The 15,340-nt window shown below is 48.8% G+C and carries 13 protein-coding genes and 2 pseudogenes; all 15 read left to right on the forward strand.

Going from position 1 to position 15,340, the window contains the following annotated elements:
* Positions 1-185 (forward strand): annotated as a pseudogene (locus RW114_RS04890) (IS701 family transposase); the annotation flags it as partial.
* Between the two features lie 15 nt (positions 186-200).
* Positions 201-308: pseudogene (locus RW114_RS04895) on the forward strand (type II toxin-antitoxin system RelE/ParE family toxin); the annotation flags it as partial.
* A gap of 9 nt (positions 309-317) precedes the next feature.
* Positions 318-617, forward strand: a complete 300-nt coding sequence (locus RW114_RS04900; protein ID WP_340121600.1) for a HigA family addiction module antitoxin — start codon at positions 318-320, stop codon at positions 615-617.
* A gap of 792 nt (positions 618-1,409) precedes the next feature.
* Positions 1,410-2,444, forward strand: coding sequence for a GDP-mannose 4,6-dehydratase (gmd, locus tag RW114_RS04905; RefSeq protein ID WP_340121601.1), 1,035 nt, complete (start codon positions 1,410-1,412; stop codon positions 2,442-2,444).
* Positions 2,444-3,298, forward strand: a complete 855-nt coding sequence (locus RW114_RS04910; RefSeq protein WP_340121602.1) for a GDP-mannose 4,6-dehydratase — start codon at positions 2,444-2,446, stop codon at positions 3,296-3,298. The genes gmd and RW114_RS04910 overlap by 1 nt, the downstream gene beginning before the upstream one ends.
* Positions 3,295-4,446 (forward strand): glycosyltransferase family 4 protein, encoded by a 1,152-nt coding sequence (locus tag RW114_RS04915; RefSeq protein WP_340121603.1) that lies wholly within the window; start codon positions 3,295-3,297, stop codon positions 4,444-4,446. Before RW114_RS04910 ends, RW114_RS04915 begins: the two co-directional genes overlap by 4 nt.
* Positions 4,443-5,588: a glycosyltransferase family 4 protein gene (locus RW114_RS04920; protein WP_340121604.1), complete on the forward strand. Its 1,146-nt coding sequence runs from the start codon at positions 4,443-4,445 to the stop codon at positions 5,586-5,588. The genes RW114_RS04915 and RW114_RS04920 overlap by 4 nt, the downstream gene beginning before the upstream one ends.
* A 152-nt stretch (positions 5,589-5,740) precedes the next feature.
* On the forward strand, positions 5,741-6,649 hold the full coding sequence (locus RW114_RS04925; protein WP_340121605.1) for a glycosyltransferase family 2 protein: 909 nt from the start codon (positions 5,741-5,743) through the stop codon (positions 6,647-6,649).
* 47 nt (positions 6,650-6,696) lie between these two features.
* A complete protein-coding gene (locus tag RW114_RS04930; protein ID WP_340121606.1) occupies positions 6,697-7,629 on the forward strand; it encodes an NAD-dependent epimerase/dehydratase family protein in 933 nt (310 codons plus the stop codon).
* Entirely contained in the window at positions 7,616-8,797 is a 1,182-nt protein-coding gene (locus tag RW114_RS04935) for a glycosyltransferase (RefSeq protein WP_340121607.1), read from the forward strand. The genes RW114_RS04930 and RW114_RS04935 overlap by 14 nt, the downstream gene beginning before the upstream one ends.
* A gap of 183 nt (positions 8,798-8,980) precedes the next feature.
* The gene (locus tag RW114_RS04940; protein WP_340121608.1) at positions 8,981-9,964 is read left to right on the forward strand and encodes a UDP-glucose 4-epimerase family protein; all 984 of its coding nucleotides are present in this window, start codon (positions 8,981-8,983) and stop codon (positions 9,962-9,964) included.
* A gap of 272 nt (positions 9,965-10,236) precedes the next feature.
* Entirely contained in the window at positions 10,237-11,271 is a 1,035-nt protein-coding gene (locus RW114_RS04945; protein WP_340121609.1) for an MraY family glycosyltransferase, read from the forward strand.
* Between the two features lie 58 nt (positions 11,272-11,329).
* Entirely contained in the window at positions 11,330-13,390 is a 2,061-nt protein-coding gene (locus RW114_RS04950) for a polysaccharide biosynthesis protein (RefSeq protein WP_340121610.1), read from the forward strand.
* A 41-nt stretch (positions 13,391-13,431) separates the two neighbouring features.
* A complete protein-coding gene (locus tag RW114_RS04955) occupies positions 13,432-14,340 on the forward strand; it encodes a LysR family transcriptional regulator (RefSeq protein WP_340121611.1) in 909 nt (302 codons plus the stop codon).
* 459 nt (positions 14,341-14,799) lie between these two features.
* A complete protein-coding gene (locus tag RW114_RS04960; protein WP_340121612.1) occupies positions 14,800-15,192 on the forward strand; it encodes a rhodanese-like domain-containing protein in 393 nt (130 codons plus the stop codon).
* The last annotated feature ends 148 nt before the right edge of the window (positions 15,193-15,340 follow it).

A 15,340-nucleotide genomic window follows, 5' to 3' on the forward strand; every position in this document is an offset into this window, starting at 1 on the left:
CAAAGTCACCAACCCGTACGGTCACTACTCAGAACAACCATGTCTTCATGTCGATCTATGCGGTGTTCAAGCTGGAATGTCTGAAGATAAAATACAAGGCCAATCATTTTGCGCTAAGAACTAAGCTGTTTATCAAAGCGAACCAGATAGCTTATGAAGAGTTGCAAAAATTACTGGCTGCGTAACATCAGTTACTAAAGGGAAATCATAAAGGGCAATGGAGCATCCGTATCAACGACCAGTGGCGGGTATGTTTTGTCTGGAACGATGGGCACGCGGAACGGGTCGAAATCTGTGATTACCACTGAGGAAACAATATGAATAGACTACCCAACATTCACCCAGGCGAGGTGTTGCGCGAGGAATTTCTTATCCCGCTGCAGATTAGCCAGTACCGGCTGGCAAAGGGAATCGGCGTCACTGATGCGCGTATTTCGGCTATTTGCGCGGGCAAGCGTGCTGTCACAGCGGACACGGCCTTGCGACTGGCTGCGTTCTTTGGTACTTCGCCTGGTTTCTGGCTTGGATTGCAAGCCGATTACGATACCGAAGAGGCTGAAACTTCACTGCATGACGAACTCTTGCGCATTCATCGCTTTGATTCTGTAGCTGCATAAAAAACTGTACAGCGGATTCGTGTTAACAAAAAATGAGTCTGACACTGAGGTGCAAACGAAAACATAGAGCGGCAAGCGATTTTACCGAGAAAGATAACTCAATACGGCGAATATTTTGAACTGCTATTGACCCCTATGCCATAGGTATCTACATAACTCGTCATCTCGGCAGGGATTTACGTCAGGCTTCCTGCCTGACACCCTTCGGGTTAATGCAAGTCTGTTCCAGACAGATTTGTGCCGTGATCTACGACTTGTATGGACAGATATTTGGTCCTCGGTAATTGCTCCTGCATTACTCTACTACACGCCATCCATGGCGTTATGCAATATCTGCATTCCCCACATCCCTGTGGGTTATGCAGGAGGTAGAGCAACGCAGGAGCAGTTGCCGAGAAGCCATGGATGGCAACGTTGGAACTCGCAGACCATTTTTTAGTCATATGAAACCGTTTTTGATCTATTTTTCACATCCCTGTGTTCTGGATTCGCTTCGCGCTCTAACGGGTCCGGCAATCCCTGCCGGAATGACGGCGATATAAATTGTGTAGACACCTCTATCCCCTTATGCGGAAAATGAAACTATGCAGAGTTGCTACTTGAAATTACTTGCCGGCGCAGTTCCACTGTGTCAAATGAAGTGACGACTAAACCGGATAGGCAATTTAAAATAACCTGATAATATACCCAGTCAACATTAGCTGTTGCACTTCTAACTTGAATCTAACTAGAGTTAAATGTGGCAGCCAAGCATTTAGAAGTTTTGAATATAATTAACATGGGATAAGTAACTTGAATAAAGCAATCATCACTGGAATCACTGGCCAAGACGGAGCCTATTTAGCGCAACTCCTGTTGGCAAAGGGTTATACCGTTTATGGTACTTATCGTCGCACCAGCTCAGTCAATTTCTGGCGGATTCAAGAGTTGGGGATCGATAAAAACCCTAATCTTCATTTGGTGGAATATGATCTCACCGATCTCTCATCCAGTATTCGTTTATTGCAAAGTACAGGGGCGATGGAGGTCTATAACCTTGCCGCACAAAGCTTTGTCGGGGTGTCGTTCGATCAACCCGTGACTACCGCAGAAATCACGGGCATCGGCCCAGTGAATCTGTTGGAGGCGATTCGTATCGTTAACCCCAAGATTCGCTTCTATCAAGCCAGCACATCGGAAATGTTCGGTAAGGTGCAGGCCATTCCGCAAATCGAAGATACGCCTTTCTATCCGCGCAGCCCCTACGGCGTGGCCAAGTTGTATGCGCACTGGATGACGATCAATTACCGCGAGAGTTACGGCATTTTCGGCTGTAGCGGCATTCTGTTCAATCATGAGTCGCCGTTGCGCGGGCGAGAGTTTGTGACCCGCAAGATCACTGATTCTGTGGCCAAGATTAAGCTGGGCAAACTGGACTGTATGGAGCTGGGTAACATTGATGCAAAACGCGACTGGGGTTTTGCCCAAGAGTATGTAGAGGGCATGTGGCGCATGTTGCAGGCGGATGAGCCTGACACTTTTGTGTTGGCGACCAATCGTACCGAAACAGTCCGCGATTTCGTGCGCATGGCCTTCAAGGGCGCCGGCATTTCGGTGGAGTTTAGAGGTTCGGCAGAAAATGAAACCGCTATTGATACTGTAACCGGCAAGGTGGTGATGTGTGTCAATCCCAAGTTTTATCGTCCGGCCGAGGTGGAGCTGCTGATCGGTAACCCCGCCAAGGTTAAAGCCAAACTGGGCTGGGAGCCGAAGACCACGCTGGAGGAATTGTGCCAGATGATGGTAGAGGCTGATTTGCGGCGCAATGCTGAGGGGTTCTCGTTTTAATGTCCAAACTGTTATTGACCGGAGCGCGTGGCTTTACCGGGCGGCATTTTGCTAAAGCCGCACAGCTGGCCGGCTACGAGGTACATCCGCTATCCGCTGATCTGACCGATGCAAAAGCGGTGGCTGCCGAGACTGCCGCAGCTGCACCGGATTTTGTGGTGCATCTCGCGGCAATTAGTGCAGTGACCCATGCTGATGAAGAAGCGCTTTACCGAGTCAACCTGTTCGGCACCTTGAATTTACTGAAGGCGCTGGCTGCTTTGCCCCAGGCTCCTAAGCGGGTACTCTTGGCTAGCAGTGCCAATGTTTATGGTAATGTGGACACATCACCGATCGACGAATCTACTTGTCCGGCACCGGTGAATCACTATGCGATGAGTAAGCTGGCGATGGAATTCATGTCGGCGACGTTTGCGGAGCGTTTGCCGCTGGTGACGGTGCGACCGTTTAATTACACAGGAATAGGGCATGATACGCGCTTTGTGATTCCCAAGCTGGTGGCGCATTTTGTCCGGCGGGCTGACACTATTGAACTGGGTAACCTGGATGTTGAGCGAGAGTTTAATGATGTGCGCACTGTGTGCACAGCTTATCTGCGCCTGTTGCAACTGGGACAGCCGGGACAAACGTATAACGTATGTTCGGGGCGACCGGTCAGTCTTAAGTCCGCGATAGAGGCATTGAAAGAAATTACCGGACATGATTTGGCTGTCAAGGTGAATCCTGATTTTATTCGCGCCAACGAGGTACATCGCCTGTGCGGTAACCCGGCCAAGCTGGAAGCTTGCATAGGTCAGTTACAGCACCCCCCGCTGGAGGATACCTTAAGCTGGATGTTGTCGGCAGGCGCATGAAAGTTATTTTATCGATTGACCCGGTGCGGTTTCCGCTGACCGGTATTGGACGTTACACGTTTGAGCTGGCGCGGCATCTTGAAAAAATATCGCAGCTTGAGCAACTGCGTTTTTTCTCGGGTTATCGCTTTGCCGACGATCTTCCTGAGTCCAGGCAATCGGCTAAACCCATAGCTTCGTCTTCAATCAATATTCGTCGGACAATTCTTAAGAATCGGTTGACGGTCGAAATGTTTCATTTGGCATCGCCGCTGATCAAACGTTACGCGTTGCGTGGTCATTCAGATCATGTTTTTCATGGGCCAAATTTTTATTTGCCGCCGTTTGACGGGCCTAGGGTGTGTACTTTTCATGATCTTTCGGTCTTTACTTGGGCAGACTGTCATCCTCCTGAGCGGGTAAGGTTCATGCGCAAAGAAATCGCTCTGACACTTAAGAGGGCGGACATGCTGATAACGGATTCGGAATATACGCGGCAGGAGGTCGCCGCTTATTTTGGCTGGCCGCTGGAGAAAATCCGCGCCGTTCCCTTGGCGTGTTCGGAAGATTTTCGACCCAGAACAGCGGACGAGCTAAGCCCTGTATTAGGCAGACATGGCTTAAGATTAGGCGGTTACAGCTTGTATGTGGGGACTATTGAGCCGCGTAAAAACCTGGAAGTGCTGCTGGATGCCTATGCGCTGCTGCCGCCTTCTATCAGACAACGCTATCCGCTGGTATTGATAGGCTATCGTGGCTGGCGTAGTGAACAGCTGCATGCCCGCATTGAAGCAGCCGTGTCAGAGGGCTGGGCGCGTTATTTGGGTTTTGTGGCTGCTGATGAGCTTCCATTGATCTATGCGGGTGCGCGCGTTTTTGTGTTTCCGTCATTATATGAGGGCTTTGGTTTACCGGTGCTTGAAGCGATGGCTTCTGGTATTCCGGTCGTTTGTTCCAATTCATCGACGTTGCCTGAAGTGGCTGGTGATGCCGCAGCCATGTGCGAACCGCAGGATGTGGATACTTTATGCCGATTGATCGCAACAGGATTGGAGGATGAAATCTGGCGCGATAAGGCGAAAAGCAAAGGCTTGTTGCAAGCAGCCGGTTTCAGTTGGCAACGTTGCGCCGAGGAAACTGTGGCGGTATATGGTGAGGTGAGTTCATGAGCAAAGAGTCGCCGCGGGTTCTGCATTTTTTCAAGACTTATTATCCGGATTCATTTGGCGGGATTGAACAGGTTATTTTTCAGCTGTGCAAGGGAACCGCTCGCTATGGCTATACCAGCGAGGTGCTGGCGCTCTCCGCTAACGCACATGAACAACCTATAGAGTATTCCGGGCATCTTGTGCATCAGGCTCAGCTAGACTTGCAGCTGGCATCCACGGGATTTTCGCTGTCGGCTTTTCGTAAGTTCTCCGCACTTGCCAAGCAAGCTGACATCATTCATTTGCACTATCCGTGGCCGTTCATGGATATAGTCCATTTTGCCACCAGCCATGGCAAACCGACTGTCGTCACTTATCACTCGGATATTATCCGGCAAAAGACATTACTGAAGCTGTACCGCCCGCTGAAAAACCGTTTTCTCGCCAGTGTTGATCGGATCATCGCAACTTCCCCTAACTACTTGGCTACCAGTCCGGTGTTGAATCGTTTTCGCGACAAGGTCGTGGAAATCACCTATGGCTTGGATAAGTCGACCTATCCGTCGCCCACGCTTGAGCTGCTTGCAAAGTGGCGTTCAAAAGTGGGGGGGCGCTTTTTTCTTTTTGTCGGGATGCTGCGTTACTACAAGGGACTGCACATCTTGCTGGAGGCTGCGCAAGGAACCGAATTCCCCATCGTGATTGTTGGCGCCGGTCCGATTGAGGCGGAATTGAAAGCACAGGCGGCGCGACTGGGTTTACGCAATATTTTCTTTCTGGGCGCTGTCCCGGATGAGGATAAAGTCGCTCTGTTAATGCTGTGTTATGGGGTGGTTTTTCCTTCGCATCTGCGCTCTGAGGCTTTTGGTCTCTCGCTGCTGGAAGGCGCGATGTACGGCAAGCCGATGATCTCCAGCGAGATTGGCACCGGCACGACCTTTATCAACATCGGGGATGAGACCGGGCTGGTCGTGCCGCCCAGCGACCCGGTGGCGTTGCGGCAAGCGATGAGTTATCTGTGGGAACATCCTGAGGAAGCGGCAGACATGGGCAGACGTGCCGAGCAGCGATATTGGAAGCACTTTACGGCTGAGCAGATGGTGAAGTCGTATGTGGATCTGTATGATGAATTGATAAGAAATCACCATGGAGCGGATCGCTGAGGTAGACACGTCGGGTTACGGCGCGATAAAAGAGCGGGTGGATGCCTCAACAAGCTTTACCCTGCGCGCCTAACCTACGTAAGGTGACTACACTAAATCGGACAGGCATGATTCAACTAACAGGAGCAATGTAAGTTAAGGATGTTGAAAATATGACTCAGGGAAAAGTAACTGTTTTATTATCTACGTATAACGGTAGTAAATTTCTCAAGCAACAGCTTAATAGCCTATACGAGCAAACTTATCGGAACATCAAAATTTTGGTGCGCGATGATGGCTCGACCGACGCAACACGGGAATTTTTGGAGGCTGAGCAAGTAAGAGGGGCTATAGAGCTACTAGAGGGGCATACTAACTTAGGAGCAACACGTAGTTTTTTTGAGTTATTACGTCTAGCGGCATTATCGGACACTGAATATGTGGCTTTTTGCGATCAAGATGATGTGTGGCTGCCTGATAAAATCGAGTGTGCAGTTTCTGCATTGGCCGCGCTTGTCGACCCTCCTGCCTTGTATTGTTCACGTTTAGAAATTGTTGACGAGCAGTTAAATCCTATCGGCTTGACGGCAATACCAAGAAAAATCGGCTTTGGTAACGCCTTGGTTGAAAATATTGCGGTTGGCTGTACTATGATGCTGAATAGAAAGGCACTGGATATGATTTGCAGTAAGCTTCCTGACAATGTGTATATACATGATTGGTGGTGTTATTTGCTTGTCTCTTGTTTTGGTGAGGTGATTTTCGATAGCAATCCTCACCTTAGATATCGGCAGCATGGCAATAACGCCATTGGCGCGGCAACAAGTAAGTTTCAGGTATTAAAAAGAAAATTAGCTAGGATGGTAAGCGGGCGGCTTTGGATAAGCGAACAGGCCGCTGTTTTTTCTAACCTGTTTGAAAGCAGTATTCCATTATCTGATCGGCAGATTCTGAATCAGTTTATCAAGGCAAAATCATCCTATTGGAGTCGTATTCGGTTGGCATTTTCGAAACAAATTTGGCGGCAAAAATGGTCAGATAATCTGATTTTACGGCTGGTTATCTTGATTAATCGTATCTGATGGGTACGAGCTTGATTTGAATTGAATTTAATTTTTGGAGTTCGTTGGTGATAGTCGCTGTTACAGGGGGAACGGGGTTTATTGGTAGATATTTGATAGCGAGGCATATTGCTCGCGGTGATCAAGTGCGCTATTTGACGCGTAAAAAATCCAGGGTTATTGCTGGAGCGTCTGCTTATATTGCTGATTTATGCTCTCCTACGGATGATTTGCAACAGTTTGTACAAGGGGTGGATGTGCTTTATCATTGTGCGGCAGAATTGCATGATGAGACTAAGATGCACAATACCAATGTACTAGGGACGGCAAATTTGTTAGCCGTTGCCAAGGGTAAAGTAAAACGCTGGGTGCAATTAAGCAGTACCGGCGTTTATGGCATCAGACCAGAAAGCGATATTGATGAGAATGCGGCAATGAATCCGGCTAATGCTTATGAAATTTCCAAAGCCGAAGCTGATAACTTAGTGTTATCGGCTATTCGTCATCAGAACTTGGAATGTGTTGTGCTGAGGCCATCTAATGTTTACGGTGTCGACATGCCGAACTCATCTCTTTTTCAACTCATTAAAATGATCAATCGCGGCTGGTTTTTCTTTATAGGACGAAAGGGCGCTATTGCTAATTATATTCATGTGGAAAATGTTATTGACGCGTTGATGCTTTGTGGAGTCTCAAAACTGCCGGCTAATGGTCGAGTCTATGTTATCTCCGATTATCGAAAACTAGAGGACTTTGTTAGCATTATTGCAAGCGCATTAGCAAAAAAAGCGCCTCAGAAGAGGCTGCCCGAATCCTTAATACGGTTACTGGCTACCGTGTTTGGTCATATTCCCCAATTTCCTTTAAGTCTATCGAGAGTGAAAGCGCTCACTAATAGACATATTTATAAGACGACTCGAATTGAGGCCGAATTAGGTTTTAAAAACACTATTTCTATGGAAAAGGGTATTACTGAGCTGGTAAATCATGTCAAAAACTGAGGCATTTACCGGGCAAAGCCAGAAAGTTAAAATTATCTATGTAGTTACCGCGTCCTTTGTGGTGGCGTGGCATTTAGACAATACCTTAAAACGGTTACCTGATAATTTTGAGATTTGCGTGGTTGGGCAAGACGTTTCCGGCTATCGACAGAGGTATCCCAATGTTACCTGGGTAGACATTGATTTATGCCGAAAAATCAGTGTGTCATCGGATATTGAGGCGCTATTCTCGCTGTGTAGACTGTTTGTCCGTTATAAACCCGATATTGTCCATTCGATTATGCCCAAGGCGGGTTTATTAACTGCGCTAGCGGGTTTTCTCTGTCGGGTTCCGGTGCGTATTCACACCTTCACCGGTCAGGTATGGGCAACCAAACGCGGCGTAGCCAGGTTTTTTCTTTATAACATGGATAAGCTGATCAATACCTTAAACACGGTTTGTTTGACAGACAGTCCCTCGCAATCACAGTTCTTGTACGAGCACGGCCTAGCGCATCGAAACCAACCGATGCCGGTATTGGCTAAAGGTTCGTTGACGGGTGTTGATCTTAGCCGCTTTGCCGCAAATGCCTTGGTACAGCCTGCAAACGCATTGCGTAAGGAATTAGGCTTAACAACCGAGCATTTCGTCTTTGCTTTTATCGCCCGAAAAACGCGTGATAAAGGTGCCTTGGATATGATCAGAGCATTCTCTGAAGTTGCCGCGCGACATCCTGAATGCCGCTTGTTGTTTATTGGTCCTGATGAGTCAAAGGGTGAACTGGCAGCCTTGCAACAGAGTCAGCCGGCGTTGTTTAATCAAGTCATCCTTGTGGATCGTGTGGAAAATCATCCGTGTTATTTGGCGATAAGTCAGGTGTTGTGTCTACCGAGTTATCGTGAAGGTTTTGGCACCATTGTTATTGACGCAGCGGCATTAGGCGTACCCGCTATCGGTTCCGATATTGTGGGTTTACGAGATGCTATTGAAGCAGATCAGACGGGTGTGTTGTTTTCTATGGGCAATATTGCACAATTTACTGCCGCGATGCTGTCGGTTTTCAACCATCCAGACTACTTGCAACGCTTGGGTAAAGCGGCTAGACAACGCGTTGAAGTACACTTTAGTGCTGATAAGCTATTCCAGGCATTAGTGCAGTTTTATTCCGAGCAATTACAAGATCATTAAAAATTGCCGACCACAAATGCGAAAAAACAGATACTGACAAATGCCGACCATTAAAGTTGTTTTTTTCAGAGAAAAATTACTCAAGCAATGTTTTGGCTTTATGGCGAGCTATCGGCTGAGCGTTGTGATTAATAAATGAGGGATAGGAATACATTGCATAGCACCTTTAGCCCAAGCTCGAAGATGGTGCTTGTTAGCGGAGCCAATGGCTTTGTCGGCAAAGCGCTCTGTGCTGAGTTATTTCGACGAGGGCAGGATGTCCGTGCGGCTGTGCGTTCTGCAACGGGACAAAGCGAAAATATTGAGACCGTGCCGATCGGCGCTATAGATGGTGAAACGGACTGGACGGAGGCCTTGCTCGGTATAAAGGCGGTTATTCATCTTGCCGCACGTGTGCATGTAATGAAGGATAACGTAACAGATTCGCTGGATGCATTCCGAAGGGCAAATGTTGACAGCACCCTTAATTTTGCTCGGCAGGCCGCCGATGCAGGCGTGCAACGCTTCATTTTTATCAGTTCGATTAAGGTGAACGGCGAGGCCACGCCATTGGGGCGGCCTTATACCGCTGAAGATCGGCCCGCGCCGATTGATCCTTACGGCATTTCCAAGCTTGAAGCGGAAGATGCATTGCGGCAGCTGGCTGAACAAACCGGCATGGAAGTGGTGATCATTCGTCCGCCTTTGGTCTACGGACCTGGTGTGAAGGCCAATTTTCACAGCATGATGCATTGGCTTGAGAAAGGTGTCCCGTTACCTCTGGGTGCGATTCATAACAAGCGCAGTCTGGTTGCCCTGGATAATTTGGTCGATTTGATCGTAACCTGCATCGCTCATCCTGCTGCCGCCAATCAGACGTTTTTGACCGGGGACGGTGAGGATCTGTCGACTACCGAACTGATGCAACGCATGGGCAACGCGTTGGGCAAGCCTGCCAGACTGTTTCCTATGCCTATCTGGCTATTGAAAGCCGGCGCTATGTTGTTGGGGAAGCGTGATATGGCGCAACGTTTGTGCAATTCGCTTCAGGTCGATATTAGCAAGGCGCGTGATCTGCTGGGCTGGCAGCCACCTGTGAGTGTGGATGAAGCTTTGAAGAAAACCGCATTAGATTTTTTATTGCATAATCCACATGGATGTAGTGAATGCAGTCGTGGTAAATCGTAGGGGCGGTCTTGTGCCTGTCCTTCTATCTATCAAGGCAAGCACAAGGGGTTGCCTACAGCCATTGGTATTTACACAACTCGTCATCTCGGCAGGGATTGCCGAGATCCAGAAGCCATGGATGGCAATACCCTGTGCGCAGACCATTTTTTCCACATGAAACCACTTTTTGATCTATTTTCACATCCTTGTGTTCTGGATTCCGGCAATCCCTGCCGGAATGACGGTGATATTGCTTGTGTATATACACCGATGCCCCTGCAGCAGAGGTGTAAATGATTTTTTGGTGGTTTTTTTTGATGGCCGGTGTTGCATCCTGGATGCTCACCGGCTTTTTGCGTCAATATGCGCTAGCGAAGAACTTAATCGACATTCCTAATGAGCGCAGCTCACACTCGGTGCCAACACCTCGCGGCGGCGGTGTTGCCATTGTGGCGTCATTGCTGATTGCTCTGCCCATTTTAAACCAGTTTGATTTGATTTTTACCCCGGTGTTTTTGGCCTTATGGGGCGCAGGCTTTGCCGTTGCGGTAACCGGCTTTCTGGACGATCACGGGCATATTGCCGCGCGCTGGCGCTTATTGGTACATTTTTGTGCGGCGGTTTGGGGGCTTTATTGGCTGGGCGGTTTCCCACAGCTCGCGGCTTTCGGCCATGTGCTGGATTTGGGATGGCTTGGGTCTGTGTGTGCGGCGGTCTATATCGTCTGGCTGCTCAATCTGTACAATTTCATGGATGGCATTGATGGTCTTGCCGGCATTGAGGCGATTACGGCCTGTTGCAGTGGCGCTTTGATGGTATGGCTAGTTGCACCGGATTCAACCGCCTGGATGCTGCCGCTCCTTTTGGCGATAGCCGTTTCGGGATTTCTTTTTTGGAATTTTCCGCCTGCGCGTATTTTTATGGGGGACGCCGGCAGCGGTTTTTTAGGCATTATGCTGGCCTTGCTTTCTGTGCAGGCGGCCTGGGTCGATCCCCGGTTATTGTGGGTGTGGCTGATTTTGCTGGGTGTATTTATCGTTGATGCCTCCGTTACCTTGTGTCGCAGGGTCTTCCGAGGGGAGAAGTTTTATGAGGCGCATCGTAGCCATGCTTATCAATATGCCTCTCGTGTTTTGGGTGCCCATCGCCCCGTCACCTTGGCCATAGCGGCTATTAATGTTTTTTGGCTGATGCCTGTTGCAAGCTTGGTTGCGTTGGATAAAGTGGACGGTGTTGTTGGACTCATGGCGGCGTATTTGCCGCTATTATTGCTGGTGTATCATTATAAAGCGGGTGACCGGCAGGCTCAAACTGAGCAGACCGAATGAACTTATTGAATCGGGTATAATAAAATTGATTTTTGCGATAAACGATCAGGACTGATTCATGAGATCACAAATGCGCACTTCATTTATCGGCCTTCCGCGACAAACTAAGGCCTTTATCCTGATTAGCGCCGACGTATTTTTTGCCATGTTGGCTCTTTGGGCAGCTCTTTCTTTGCGCTGGGGGGAGCTGTATCTCCCGAAAGACGATGAATGGTATCTGTTTGCTGTGGCCCCTGTGATCGCAGTGCCGATTTTTGTTAAACTGGGTCTGTATCGTGCGATTATTCGCTACATAGAAGTCAGGGCCTTATGGACCATTATTCAGGCGACTACGCTTTATGCACTGGTTTTTGCGTTTATCTTGTATGAGTCCGGCATCAGGGGCATTCCCCGGACGGTATTGCCGCTAAACTGGTTGAATATGATGCTGCTGGTTGGCGGCAGTCGTTTTCTTGCGCGCTGGTGGTTGGGAGAGGTTTATTTAAACCTGGGAGGAGGCCGGGGTGTAAAAAGTCACAGCAAAAAAAATGTGGTGATTTATGGCGCGGGAAACGCCGGTGTCCAGTTGGCTTCGGCATTAGCTTACGGGCGTGAATTTAAACCGGTCGCTTTCATTGATGACGATGTGTTGTTGCATAAACAAAAGGTCAACGGCCTTAGGATTTATCCGCTCAGCTCGTTGAGGTACTTGATAGAAAGGCATCGGATTTCAGATGTTCTGCTGGCTATGCCATCGGCCAACCGGGCGCGTAAAAGTGAAATTATCCGTTTGTTGGAACCTTTTGCCGTTCATGTGATGTCTATGCCGGGCCTGTCTGATATTGCCCAAGGTAAAGTCACTGTTGATGCGCTGCAGGAGGTCGATATTGCCGATCTTTTGGGGCGCAACGCAGTGGTGCCGGATCAATCGCTGCTGCATGCCAATATTGCCGGTAAGGCGGTGATGGTAACCGGTGCGGGCGGGTCAATCGGCTCTGAGCTTTGTCGGCAAATTATCTGCTTGCAACCGAATGTGTTGATTCTTTTTGAAAGCAGTGAATTTGCGCTTTATGCGATAGAAAAAGAGTTACAGCATCTGTTAAGCAAATGCCGCGCCAGTTCCGGACTGGCCGACGGCATACACACCATTCCTGGCGATTGCCGAGTCTGCTCCCGGCAGCCTTACGGCATACACACCATCCCTGGCGATATAAAAAATGCTGAAGAAATAAAACTGATTCCTGTATTGGGTTCGGTAGTGAATAAGACGCGTATTGAAAAAGTGTGTAAGACGTTCGGTGTGCAAACAATCTATCACGCAGCAGCTTATAAGCATGTGCCGATGGTTGAAAGAAATCCGGGGGAAGCGGTCTGGAATAATGTCTTTGGAACGTTGCGAACAGCACAAGCGGCGATCAGCGCAAAAGTTGAAACCTTTGTGCTCATTTCAACGGATAAAGCCGTCAGGCCAACCAATACCATGGGGGCTACCAAACGCTTTGCCGAATTGATTTTGCAGGCGTTAAGTCTGGATGCCGATACCCGTTTTACTATGGTCAGGTTTGGCAATGTATTGGGTTCTTCAGGCTCCGTGGTGCCGTTGTTTAAAGAGCAGATAGCAAGAGGCGGGCCGGTAACGGTTACCGACGAAAGAATCACCCGCTATTTTATGACCATACCCGAGGCATCGCAGTTGGTTATTCAGGCTGGGGCAATGGGTCTGGGCGGCGATGTGTTTGTGCTGGATATGGGCGAACCTATTCGTATTGTCGATTTGGCTAAGCGAATGATCCATTTGAGCGGTCTGGAAATCAAAGATGCGGAACATCCCGACGGCGATATCGAGATTGGTTTTACCGGTTTAAGGCCTGGTGAAAAACTGTATGAAGAGCTTTTGATCGGCGATAATGTTTCAAAAACCGATCACACCAGAATTATGCGCGCACAAGAGCACGTTATTCCTTGGGCTGATCTGGAAAAGCTGCTGGCGACATTGGAGCAAGCAACGAAAGATGACGATTTTGAGCAGGTTAGAAGCGTTTTGATGGATGCCGTTTCCGGTTTCGTGCCGCAATGCGGGATTGAAGATGTGCTATGGAAAGAAGATAGGCGGATTGTAAGTGGACAACACACGGCATGAATATTTTTGTTCGAATCGAAAAGGTCGGGAGTTTTTTGTAAATGGATAAATTGACCAGTATGACCGTTTTTGTTCGGGTCGCAAGAGCCGGAAGCTTTGCTGGCGGCGCGCGTGACCTGGATATTTCCAGGGCTATGGCAACCAAGCATATTATGCATCTTGAGGGGGTTCTGGGTACGCGATTATTTAACCGAACTACGCGCAGCTTAAGCCTGACCGACGTGGGCGCCTCCTATCTGGAACGCTGTCAGCAAGTGTTGCTGGAGGTTGAGGAGATGGAAGCCGCGGTAACGCATTTACAGACTGAACCCAGGGGAGTTTTAAGAATCAGCGCTCCGCCGGTCATCGGCGCAACCCATATTGCTCACGCGGTGTCTGCATTTTTGAAATTGCATCCCGATTTAACTGTCGAGATGATTTTACAGAGCAGTCCCGGCGATTTGATCGATGAGGGGATTGATCTGGCTATATCTCTGGGCGCGTTGGATGATACCAGTATGTTTGCGCGGAAATTAGCCAGTTCGTCGTTGGTGGTTTGCGGGTCGCCGGACTATTTTGAACAATACGGTATGCCCGAGATGCCGGAAGATTTGGAAAATCACAGCTGCCTGGTTAATTGGGCTATCGCACCGAGAAATAAATGGTTGTTCAAAGGTGATGCCGGCTATACCGGGATAACGGTTTCCGGGCGGATACAGGCCAATGCGGCCGATCCGATACGCATCGCCGCCATTAACGGCTTGGGGCTGGTCATGCTGCCAACTTACATTGTCGGCAGAGATATTGAAAAGGGCAGGCTGAAAGTTGTTCTGGAAAATTACACCTCGCCACCCCTGGATGTTCATGCGGTCTATCCGCATCGAAAGTATTTGTCAGCCAAGGTCAGGGGTTTTATGGACTTTTTGCAGGAATGGCTGGAACATCGGGTCAGTCTGCCGGGAACGGAATAAGAGGCTACTCATTATCAACTTAAAGCGTGACAGATCAGGAGTACAGGCTTTGCCTGTTCGCAAGCAGAGCTTGCACTCCGCATGTTATAGTCTTCACGTTGTTCCGTCTTAAGTTGGCAGCCGAATAAGAGGTTTGATTGCGCGTCTATTTTTGGCGGTCGCTGCCTGGAATTTTGTCGATGGCGATTGATTAGGTGATGGCTTAGGCAAACCGGCAGAGGCTCAATAGCCATGCCCGCCAAGAAAAATTTCCCATTATGGTCGTACAGAATGCGGTTTTGATCCGATCGTCGAGAGTCGATTTCTTGACCGTGGCCTAGGGGATGCGATAATAGACAGTTCTAAAACGGATGGATTGCTGTTTTATCAGGCTTTTACGCAAGAAAAAGCAGAACCGTAGGCTGTACTGACGACTGAAATTCTGTTTGTCGGCCAAAAGCGCACCCAGAGATTAACACGATGATAGAAAATTTAGATCCGCAACAGGCATGGGATTTGTTACAAAATAATGCCGATGCGGTATTGGTGGATGTAAGAACAAAAATTGAACATTCCTTTGTAGGGCACCCTCCCGGTGCAATATCCATTCCCTGGAAGGAAGCACCCGATTGGCAGGTTAATCCACAGTTTGTTGCCGATGTTAAACGCGTCGTAGTTGACCGTAATGCGCCGATTTTATTGCTGTGTCGTAGCGGCCAACGCTCGTTGGATGCGGCAAAAGCGTTGGAAGAAGCCGGTTATCGGTTGTTAATCAATATTGTCGACGGTTTTGAAGGTACCTTGGATGAGCATAAGCATCGCGGCAATCTTGGCGGCTGGCGCTTTCAGGGCTTGCCTTGGGAGCAGAGTTAATCTTATCGTCAAACTGAACCAAGCCGTGTGCGTTCAACAAAATCATGCAGGGTAGGTAGCGCGTACCCTTTTTCAAATACCACCCCAGTTTAAAAGAGCGTGCACAGCACGCTCTACATTTGTTTATTTAAACCCTTAGAGACCATAA

The sequence above is a fragment of the Methylobacter svalbardensis genome, assembly GCF_037671525.1.
GTDB lineage: Bacteria > Pseudomonadota > Gammaproteobacteria > Methylococcales > Methylomonadaceae > Methylobacter_A > Methylobacter_A svalbardensis.